3 protein-coding genes are annotated in these 3,355 nt (G+C 66.3%); 2 read left to right on the top strand and 1 reads right to left on the bottom strand.

What is annotated here, in order from left to right; translation table 11 throughout:
- Both ELR45_RS30365 and ELR45_RS30360 read left to right on the top strand, forming a co-directional pair.
- The coding region (locus tag ELR45_RS30365) for a TetR/AcrR family transcriptional regulator (protein ID WP_165368242.1) at positions 1–580 on the top strand (580 nt) is incomplete at its 5' end.
- A 242-nt stretch (positions 581–822) separates the two neighbouring features.
- Entirely contained in the window at positions 823–2,808 is a 1,986-nt protein-coding gene (locus ELR45_RS30360; protein WP_129669628.1) for an elongation factor G, read from the top strand.
- Between the two features lie 8 nt (positions 2,809–2,816).
- Here the strand turns inward: ELR45_RS30360 and ELR45_RS39705 are convergent.
- Positions 2,817–3,355 (bottom strand): aminotransferase class V-fold PLP-dependent enzyme (locus ELR45_RS39705; protein ID WP_205857571.1); only part of this gene is annotated, 539 nt, incomplete at its 5' end.

Below are 3,355 nucleotides of genomic sequence, written 5' to 3'. Positions count from 1 at the left end.
CGCGGCCGCCGAGATCATGCGCACCGACGGAATCGCCCGGGCCACCACGAAGGAGATCGCCCAGCGTGCAGGGTTCTCGGAGGCGACCCTCTACAAGCACTTCGTCGACAAGACGGCGATCTTCGGTGCGGTGCTGGAGGAGCGCCTCCCCGAGCTCGGCGCGGCTCTGCGTCACCTGGCCGGTCGAGTGGGCGAGGGCAGTGTCGAGCAGAACCTCGAGGAGGTCGTCCACGCGGCTCTGCTCTTCTACGACGAAGGCTTCCCCATGGCTGTAGGGCTGTTCTTCGAGCGTCGGCTGCTGGAAAGCCACCGTGCCGGGGTGCTGCGCCACGGATCGGGCCCTCGCCAGGTCAACGTGGTCATCAGCCAGTACGTGAGAGCCGAGCGGGAACATGGCCGGGTACGCCCGGACGCCGATCCAGAAGCGGTGGCCGCCGTGCTGATGGGCGCCTGCTTCCAGCATGCGTTCCATCGACACTTCTACGGCGAGCAGCCTCTGGCGGATCCGGCCGACACCGCCCGTTCTCTGGTCAAGGTGGCGACGGACGGCATCGTTGTGAGGCAGCCAGACGACGGATGACCTCGGTCGCAGCGGCGCGGAAAATCAGTTGTCACGCGGGTGGCCGTCTGCTGAACTGCCATAGTGCGGCGAGCATGCTGCCGCAAGGCCAGCGGAGCGATGTCAGCTCGACAGAGCAGTGATCGACCTCGCTGGGCGACCGATTCAGCCGAGCAAGCCGAGCAATGTCCGAGGAGTGAAGATGCGCCAGGCGTTCATGTCTACCCAGACCGGATCCGTCTTTCACACAGGGGACATGACGCTTGGCGAGAACACTGAACTTAGGGATTCTGGCGCACGTAGACGCCGGTAAGACGAGCCTGACCGAGCGGCTGCTCCATGCCGCTGGCGTCATCGACGAGATCGGCAGCGTCGACGACGGGAACACCACCACCGACTCCATGGCGTTGGAACGGCAACGTGGCATCACGATCAAGTCTGCCGTGGTGTCGTTCGCCATCGACGACGTCATCGTCAACCTCATCGACACGCCCGGCCACCCAGATTTCATCGCTGAGGTGGAACGGGTGCTGAACGTACTCGATGGGGCCGTGCTGGTGGTGTCGGCCGTGGAGGGCGTGCAGCCTCAGACGCGGGTGCTGATGCGTACGCTGCAGCGGCTACGGATTCCCACGATCATCTTCGTGAACAAGATCGACCGCATGGGTGCCCGCTACGCCGGTGTGCTGCGGGAGCTGTCACAGCGGCTGTCGCCGTCCATCGTTGCGATGGAGACCGTACGCCACCTCGGCACACGCGATGCCATCGTGACGACGTTCGACGACGCGGACCAGCAGTTCACCGCGGCACTCTCGGAGCGCTTGGCGGAGCATGACGACGCACTATTGGCCGCGTACGTCGACGGGTCCCCGATCCCATCCTGTCGGCTCCGCGGCGAGCTCGCGGCTCAGACAGCGCGAGCCCTGGTGCATCCGGTCTTCTTCGGTTCGGCCATCACCGGTGCCGGAGTGGACGCGGTGACGGCCGGGATCAAGGAACTACTGCCCGCCGGCACCGGCGATGCGAATGCCGCGGCGTCCGGGACCGTGTTCAAGGTCGAACGTGGCCCAGCGGGGGAGAAGATCGCCTACGCCCGTCTCTACGCGGGGACTGTTCGCACGCGTGAGCGGCTGACGTTCGGCCAGGACCGGGAGGGGAAAGTCACCAGGATCGCCGTCTTCGACCACGGCACCGAAGTCCAGCGGCCATCTGTCGCGGCCGGGCGCATCGGCAAGCTGTGGGGGCTCGACGACGTCCAGATCGGGGACCCGATCGGTGCGGCGCGGGATGGATCGGATGCCCACTACTTCTCCCCGCCGACACTGGAGACCGTCGTCGTTCCCGGGCAGAGCACTGACAAAGGTGCGCTGCGAGCGGCACTGACGCAACTGGCAGAGCAGGACCCACTGATCAATGTGCGACAGGACGACCTCCGGCAGGAGATATCCGTCTCCCTGTACGGCGAGGTGCAGAAGGAGGTCATCCAGACGACGCTGGCCGACGACTTCGGTATCGAGGTGTCGTTCCGCGAGACGACGACGATCTGCATAGAACGGCTGGCTGGCACTGGCTGGGCACTCGAGGCCATGCGCTCCGAGCCCAACCCGTTCCTGGCAACGATCGGCCTACGTGTCGACCCGGCGCCGGTCGGTTCGGGAGTGACGTTCGGTATCGAGTTCGAACTGGGTGCGCTTCCGCCAGCGTTCCTCAAGGCGGTGGAGGACACGGTCTATGACACGCTGCGTGAAGGATTGCATGGATGGCAGGTCACGGATTGCAGGGTCACCATGACGCACTCGGGATACGCACCTCGGCAGAGCCATGCGCACCAGGGATTCGACAAGAGCATGTCGAGCACCGGCGCGGACTTCCGGCAGTTGACACCGCTGGTGCTGATGAGTGCTCTCAGCACGGCCGGGACGGGTGTGTACGAGCCGATGAACCGCTTCAGGCTGGAGGTTCCGGCGGATACGTTCGGGACGGTGGCACCCGCGCTTCTGGGCCTGCGTGCCATGCCGCAGACACAGGAGACACGTGGCGCGGTGTACGTGCTCGAGGGCGAGATCCCGGCGGCCCGCGTGCACGCCTTGCAGCAACAGCTTCCTTCTCTATCGCGCGGTGAGGGAGTGCTGGAGAGCGTGTTCGACCACTACCAGTTGGTCCGTGGCGCGGCGCCCACCCGGCCCCGGACCGATCACAACCCGCTGGACCGCAAGGAGTACCTGTTGCATGTCACCCGGCGCGTGTAAGACGGGACTCAGGTGCCGCGGCCGAGGGCCCTGAGCGCCATATCGACGTCGGCTTCGGTGTTGTAGAGATGGAATGACGCTCGCAGCCGGCCGTCACGGACGGCGGCACGTACGCCTGCGGCCTCGAGCTGCTGCTCGGCACCCGGGACGTCCGCTGAGACGATCGCGGAGTCGCCCGGCGGCATCCCGAGACCGTCACGAAATCGGTTGGCCAGGGCGACGTCGTGGGCACGGATCGATTCGACACCGACCTGCTCGATCAGCTCAAGCGCTGGAGCCGTGCCCACCCAACTGAACCATGCGGGCGAGATGTCGAGACTGCGAGCGTCGGACGCGAGCCGGAGGGGCGGGCCGTAGTACGAGGTGTGTGGGTCTTCGCCGGCCCACCACCCGGCCTGCGACGGCAGCAGCCGTTCTCGCAGCCCCGGGCGGGTTACGAGGAAGGCACTCCCGCGCGGGGCCAGCAGCCACTTGTAGGCGCCGGTCAGGGTGACGTCGAAACGGCTCGCGTCGACCGGGAGCCAGCCGCAGGCTTGAGTGGTGTCAA

Origin of the sequence: Phytoactinopolyspora endophytica (genome assembly GCF_004138495.1) — a bacterium.
Classification (GTDB): Bacteria; Actinomycetota; Actinomycetes; order Jiangellales; family Jiangellaceae; genus Phytoactinopolyspora; species Phytoactinopolyspora endophytica.
Note: the sequence above shows the minus strand (reverse complement) of the source record. Positions and strands in the feature narration are given on the sequence as shown.